We start from the raw sequence: 6,367 nt of genomic DNA, 5'->3' as shown, positions 1-6,367 counted from the left end.
CATCAGCCGGGTCTCGATCGAGGAGCTCGACCGCATCCGCGCCTCGCTGCCGGGGCTCGAGCCGCGCTGGAACGAGGAGATCATTGCCGGGCAGCCGAGGGCGGCACTGACCCTTCGGTCCAGCACCAACGCGCTGCTCGTACTCACCGACCCCGCCCTCGCTTCCGGGCGGGACGAGGATGGATCATTGGCCGTCGTGGCCCGCCTGTGGCACCTCACCGCGGTGCGGATCCGGGACAAGGTGGCGGAAGCTCCGCCGTCGTACCTCCGCGAGTCCCGCGCGGCCTCAGCCGAGCGCGCCCGGGTGACGGCGGAACTGACCGACCAGCACTCCACCACCCTCGAGACCCTGTTGTCCGCGCTCCGCTCGCCGCATCAGTCGGACCAGACCGCCCGCGCGGCGGCCACCGAGCTCGCCGCCGCGGCCCTCGTGCGGCTGCGTGCGTCCGCGGACCGAACCACGGCGCTGCTCGAGGAACCCGTGGCAACGGCGTTCGAGCGGCTCCGCGGCGACCTGCGGCCCCTCGAGCGCTTCGGCGGGATCGAGCTGCAGTTCGTGGAGCCGCCGGCGGACGGACGCGCGCTGCCCGGCGAGGTGGCGCACGCGGCGCGGGCGATCGTGCGCTCGCTCGTGCTGGCTATGGTCGAGCAGGACGACGTGGCCCGCATCCGAGTGCAGTGGGACTGCGACGGGACGAACCTGCTCGTCAACATCCGCGACGACGGCAAGGGACAGTTGTCCCTCGCCGAGGATGGGCTCCGGCGCATCGAACAGCGCGTCCAGGCGCTCAACGGCCGCCTCCGGATGGAGGTCATGGCGGGCTGGGGCGTGGACTCGTTCGTCTCGCTGCCGCTCGACCCGCCGGCGAGCCCCTCCCCCGAAGCCGCGGAATGGGAGCTCAGCCGCCGTGAGGAGGAGATCCTGCAGCTGCTGACCGGCGGGTTGCGCAATCGCGCCATCGCCGCTGAGCTGCATGTCAGCGAGAACACCGTGAAGTTCCACTTGGGCAGCATCTTCCGCAAGCTCGGCGTCTCCTCCCGCGCGGAGGCCATCGCGCTCGCCCGCGTGAGTGGTTCTGAGAGGGCCTTCCACACGACGGCGGAGAAGCGTAGGCATGGAGAGTAAACCTTTCGACGATGGAGGCACTCTCATGCGCTACCGCAAGCTCGGCAGTTCCGACCTCGAGGTCTCGGAGATCTCCCTCGGCTCGTGGCTCACGTACTCGGGCGGCGTCGAGGCGGAGCAGACCGTCGCCTGCACCGAGGCCGCGTTCGACGCCGGCATCAACTTCTTCGACACTGCGAACGTCTATGGGCGGGGCGCGGCCGAGTCCGCGTGGGGCGACATCCTCTCCAAGCACCCGCGCGATTCCTACATCCTCGCCACGAAGGTCTTCGGCCAGATGTCCGACACCGACACCGGGCTCTCGTCGGAGCAGATCGCGAAGCAGATCGACGCCTCGCTGACCCGACTCAAGACGGACTACGTGGACCTGTACCAGGCGCACCGCTTCGACTCGAGCGTTCCGATCGAGGACACGATCGAGGCCTTCCAGAAGGTCGTCGAGCAGGGCAAGGCACGGTACCTCGGGTTCAGCGAATGGACGCCCGAGCAGATTCAGACCGCCATCGACATTGCGGGGCCGGACCTGTTCGTCTCGTCCCAGCCGCAGTACTCGATGCTGTGGCAGGCGCCTGAGGAGCAGGTCTTCCCGCTGTGCGCGGCGAACGGCATCTCGCAGATCGTGTGGTCGCCGCTCGCCCAAGGCGTGCTGACCGGCAAGTACAAGCCTGGGCAGTCCGTGCCCGAGGACAGCCGCTTCGCCAACGAGTCCATGAATGCGTTCAAGGACCGCTTCCTCCAGGATCCGATCCTCGAGGCGGTCCAGCGGCTTGTGCCGATCGCCGAAGGCGCCGGGCTCGACCTCACGACGATGGCACTCGCCTGGGTTCTGCGCCGCAGCGAACTCGCCTCGGCGATCATCGGCGCCTCGCGGCCCGAACAGGTTCACAAGAACGCCGCCGCCTCCGGCGTCGAGCTGAGCGACGACGTCCTGACCGCCATCGACGAGGCGCTCGGCGACATCCCGGTCAAGGGCCAGACGCCCGCCAACAACGCGCAGCTGGAGATCAAGCGGCGTTAGTCATCGACAACGGTAGTCATCAGCAAGGAGGACGACGGCGGCGCTGAGGTGCCGCCGTCGTTCTCGTTTATGCCAGGGCCTGGATTCTGGGGCTTGAAGCGCATGTGTGACGTGTCCTACCATGATTGAGCGATATTAGAACTCGCTGTTCCATTATCGAATAGTGAAGCCTCCAGCCACAACGAAGTGAGGAAAGCCCGTGCAGTTCCACCACCACGGTTACGTCTCCGGTGACCCGCGCATCCAGCCGGCCGCCGGCGTCGGCATCAATCGACCGGACGAACTTCCCGACGAGGTCGACGTGCTCATCGTGGGGACTGGGCCCGCGGGCATGATCACGGCGGCCCAGCTCTCCCAATTCCCGGACATCACCACGCGCATCGTCGAGCGTCGGCCCGGACGCCTCGCGATCGGCCAGGCGGATGGCATCCAGGCGCGCAGCGTCGAGACCTTCCAGGCCTTCGGCTTCGCCGAGCGGATCATCGCCGAGGCCTACCGCATCACCGAGATGGCATTCTGGAAGCCGGACCCCTCCGATCCGTCGCGCATCGTCCGCGGCGGCCGGGCGGTCGACGACGAGATGGGCATCAGCGAATTCCCGCACCTGATCGTCAACCAGGCCCGCGTGCTCGACTACTTCGCCGAGGTGATGGCCAACTCCCCCACCCGGATGCGCCCCGATTATGGCTACGAGTTCCAGAGTTTGGAGATTGCTGGCGACCCGAACGAGGAGAACCAGTACCCCGTCGTCGTCACCTTGGTGCACACCGCCGGAGAGCTCGAAGGCCAACAGCGTACGGTGCGCGCGAAGTATGTTGTCGGCGCGGACGGCGCGCGGAGCAAGGTGCGGCAGTCGATTGGCTGCACCCTCGCCGGCGACCAGGCGAACCACGCCTGGGGCGTCATGGACGTCCTCGCGGTCACGGACTTCCCCGACATCCGCGAGAAGTGCGCGATCCAAGCCGAGAGCGGCAGCATCCTCCTGATCCCCCGCGAGGGCGGCCACCTGTTCCGCATGTACGTGGACCTTGGCGAGGTCGGGGCGGACGACCACCGCGCCGTGCGCAACACCACCATCGAGCAGATCATCGCCAAAGCGAACGAGATCATGCACCCGTACACCGTCGAGGTCCGGAACGTTGCATGGCACAGCGTGTACGAGGTGGGCCACCGACTCACCGACCGGTTCGACGACGTCCTCCCCGAGCAGCTGGGCAACCGCTCCCCGCGGGTGTTCATCACCGGCGACGCCTGCCACACGCACAGCGCCAAGGCCGGCCAGGGTATGAACGTCTCGATGCAGGACGGCTTCAACCTCGGCTGGAAGCTCGGCCACGTGCTCGAGGGACGCAGCCCCGAGGCGCTGCTGTCCACGTACTCCGCCGAGCGCCAGGTCGTCGCGAAGAACCTCATCGACTTCGACAAGGAGTGGTCCACGCTCATGGCGAAGAAGCCCGAGGAGTTCGACGACCCGTCGGAGCTCGAGGACTTCTACGTCAGCACGGCCGAGTTCCCCGCGGGCTTCATGACGCAGTACGCACCGTCCATGCTTGTCGGGGAGCCCGTGCACCAAGACCTCGCGGCCGGCTTCCCGATCGGCAAGCGCTTCAAGTCCGCGCCCGTGGTGCGGGTGTGCGACACGAACCCCCTGCACCTGGGGCATCAGGCGATGGCGGACGGCCGCTGGCGCATCTACGTCTTCGCCGACGCTTCACCTGCCGGTGCGCCGTCGCCGGTTGCCGACCTTGCTGAGTGGCTGGCGAACTCCCCGGATTCGCCCCTCGCGGCGACGCCGACGGGGGCGGACCGCGATGCCTGGTTCGACGTCAAGGTGATCTACCAGCAGGACCACCGCACCATCGACATCAACGCCGTGCCTGCGGTGTTCAAGCCCGAGGTCGGGCCGTTCAAGCTCACGTACCTCGAGAAGGTCTACGGTGTCGATCCGAAGGAGGACATCTTCGACGTCCGTGCCATCGACCGTTCGGGCGCGATCGTCGTGGTGCGCCCGGATCAATATGTCGCGAACATCCTGCCCCTGACGGCGACGGCCGAGCTCGCCGCGTTCTTCGCCCCGATCCTGGGCGCACGGAAGGCCCAGACCGTCTGAGAGGTGGCCACCCGTCGGGTAAGAGGTGGCCACCCGTCGGGTAAGAGGTGGCCACGCGTCGGGTAAGAGGTGGCCACCCGTCGGGTAAGAGGCGGCCACGCGTCGGGGGACGCGGGGCCACCTTTCGCCTATCGCGTGGCCACATCCCACCACTCGAGGACTCGCGCCGCGTAGAAGGTGAGCCATTTGGACGGCTCGCCCGGCGGGACGTCGACGTCGAACCAGACGCGGCCCGGGTAGCGCTCCTCCTGAAGCCACGTGCCATCGGGGCGCCGCGCGGCCCTGACCACCTCGACGGCCTCCGCCAGACGCGGATCCCAGCGACCCGCCGCGCGGAAGTAATCCAGAGCGCGGAGCGCGGTGTACTGCCACCGAAACGGGTACGCGAAGACACTGGCCCAGGGCCCCACAAGGCCGCCCGTCGACAGCGAGCGCAGCAGCCGCCGTTCGAGCAAGTACTCTTCCCCTGCCTTGCGGGCGGTCCGCAAGGCCTCGGCGCCGCCGGTCGCCGTCTCGTAAGAGAGCAGCCCGATCAGGGTGTTGAGCGTCGAATGGAACGACGAGCGCTTGGAGCCGTTGACCCACTCGCAGTTCCACCCGCCGTCGTCCAGCTGGTGCTGGGGAAACCACTCGGTGAGGCCGGAGACGTCGGCCCCGAGCCACGCTCCGTTGGCGAGCGTGTAGGCGTTGATGCAGCAGTCGACCTCGCCGCCCCAGTAGGGCAGGTCGTCGTACTCCCAGCGGCTGTTCGCGTCGAGCTTCTGAGCCGTCCCGGCGAGCACCGCGGCGTCGAGTCCCCACTCGCGGAGGGTGTTGAGCGCCCACGTCGTTGCGGTCCAGGGCTGGCCGGCGTCGGGTGCCGCCTCGGGGCCGCGCATGTCGAAGTCTGCGGGGAAGTAGGCCCCTCCGGCCCACTGCCCGTCCGGATCCTGCAGGGCGAGGAGCCGGGCCCCGAGCCCTTCGCGGGCGACTCGCGCCCGTGTAGCCCGCCAGACCTCCTCGGGCGCGCCGAGCAAATCGCGTTCGACCTGCCAGCGCAGAGCGGGATCCGAGTCGAGGAGCCATTCGGCCAGCGAGGCATCGACCATCACCACAGGCTACAGCCCGACGTAGCGGGGTTGCAGCGGCATGGGCAGGGTTCCTTGACGCCGTCGACGGCCAGCGCGACGCTTGACGCATCATCCGCCCGCTGCGCTCGCTTCACCTCGCATTCACGACCCTCGCTTCCGTCGCCGCCGTTGTCCTTGCCGCGTGCGCGTACGCCCCGGAGCCTGCACCGACTCCCGTTCCGGCGGGCCCGCCGGGCGTCGAGGCCTTGGACCGCGCCGCGAACCTCGCGCTCGCAACCGGCGGCTCCGCGGTGGTGGTGCACGCCCAATGGCCGCGCGGTTCGTGGGATCAGGGGTACGGTCTCAAGACGCTCGATGCGTCGACCCCGGCGCGCCCCGGAGACGTGGTCCTGCCGGGGACCCTTCTGGACACGTGGCTCGCCGTGGCCGCGCTCCGGCTCGTGGAGGAGGGCAGGATGAGCCTCGACGAGCCGCTCGACCAGCGGCTCTCGGCGCTCGGCCTCGCCGTCCCGCGGCCCGTGACCCTTCGCGAGCTTCTCGGCCAGACCTCCGAGATCCCGGACCTCTCACGCGACCCGCGGCCGCCCGCCGTCGCCCTCGACGCCCCGCTCACGCCGACAGATGTGGTGCGCCGGGTTGCGGGACAGCCGTGGGACACAAGCGGGCTCGCCCCGTTCTCCCTCACCGCCACGGCGCCCGCCGTCGTCGCGCTCCTCGTGGAGAGCCTGAGAGGCAAGCCCCTCAAGGACGTGCTCGACGACGATATCCTCCGCCCGCTCCACCTCACGGGGACGACGTTGGGCAGCATCCCGAGTGACCGGCTGCTTCACGGCTACGGGTGGCTTGACGGCCAGCGCGTGGACCTCGCGGGCCGCGAGCTGGTGCGCTTTGTGACGGGTGGAGCGACGACCACCGCGCAGGACATGGCGACGTTCCTCTCGGCCCTCCTCGGCGGACGCCTCCTGAAGCCCAGCTCGGTCGACGCCATGAAGACGGTCGGGCTGGCACCGTACGGCCTGGGCCTCTGGCGAGCACAGGACGGC

5 protein-coding genes are annotated in these 6,367 nt (G+C 69.0%); 4 read left to right on the top strand and 1 reads right to left on the bottom strand.

Annotated features, from left to right (window positions below):
• The 3 genes from ACTHL9_RS08730 to ACTHL9_RS08720 form a co-directional block, all read left to right on the top strand.
• The coding region (locus tag ACTHL9_RS08730; RefSeq protein ID WP_440518462.1) for a helix-turn-helix transcriptional regulator at positions 1-1,126 on the top strand (1,126 nt) is incomplete at its 5' end.
• Positions 1,116-2,144 carry an aldo/keto reductase family protein gene (locus tag ACTHL9_RS08725; protein ID WP_440518461.1) on the top strand — a complete coding sequence of 343 codons (1,029 nt, stop codon included), beginning with the start codon at positions 1,116-1,118 and terminating at the stop codon, positions 2,142-2,144. The genes ACTHL9_RS08730 and ACTHL9_RS08725, both read left to right, overlap by 11 nt.
• A 199-nt stretch (positions 2,145-2,343) precedes the next feature.
• Positions 2,344-4,254: an FAD-binding monooxygenase gene (locus tag ACTHL9_RS08720; RefSeq protein WP_440518460.1), complete on the top strand. Its 1,911-nt coding sequence runs from the start codon at positions 2,344-2,346 to the stop codon at positions 4,252-4,254.
• Positions 4,255-4,382: 128 nt separating this feature from the next.
• On the opposite strand, the gene ACTHL9_RS08715 is transcribed toward ACTHL9_RS08720, so the two are convergent.
• Positions 4,383-5,342, bottom strand: coding sequence for a squalene cyclase (locus tag ACTHL9_RS08715; RefSeq protein WP_440518459.1), 960 nt, complete (start codon positions 5,340-5,342; stop codon positions 4,383-4,385).
• A gap of 227 nt (positions 5,343-5,569) precedes the next feature.
• Here ACTHL9_RS08715 and ACTHL9_RS08710 point away from each other — a divergent pair.
• Positions 5,570-6,367 (top strand): serine hydrolase domain-containing protein (locus tag ACTHL9_RS08710; RefSeq protein ID WP_440518458.1); only part of this gene is annotated, 798 nt, incomplete at its 3' end.

The sequence above is a fragment of the Sinomonas sp. genome (assembly GCF_051955515.1).
Taxonomy (GTDB): Bacteria; Actinomycetota; Actinomycetes; order Actinomycetales; family Micrococcaceae; genus Sinomonas.
The sequence above is the reverse complement of the archived record's forward strand: the minus strand, read 5'-3'. Positions and strand labels throughout refer to the sequence as shown.

Excerpts from the sequence above, each read along its gene's own strand:
- ACTHL9_RS08725 (WP_440518461.1), top strand. The coding sequence starts at position 1,116 with ATGGAGAGTAAACCTTTCGACGATGGAGGCACTCTCATGCGCTACCGC.
- ACTHL9_RS08715 (WP_440518459.1), bottom strand. The coding sequence starts at position 5,342 with ATGGTCGATGCCTCGCTGGCCGAATGGCTCCTCGACTCGGATCCCGCT.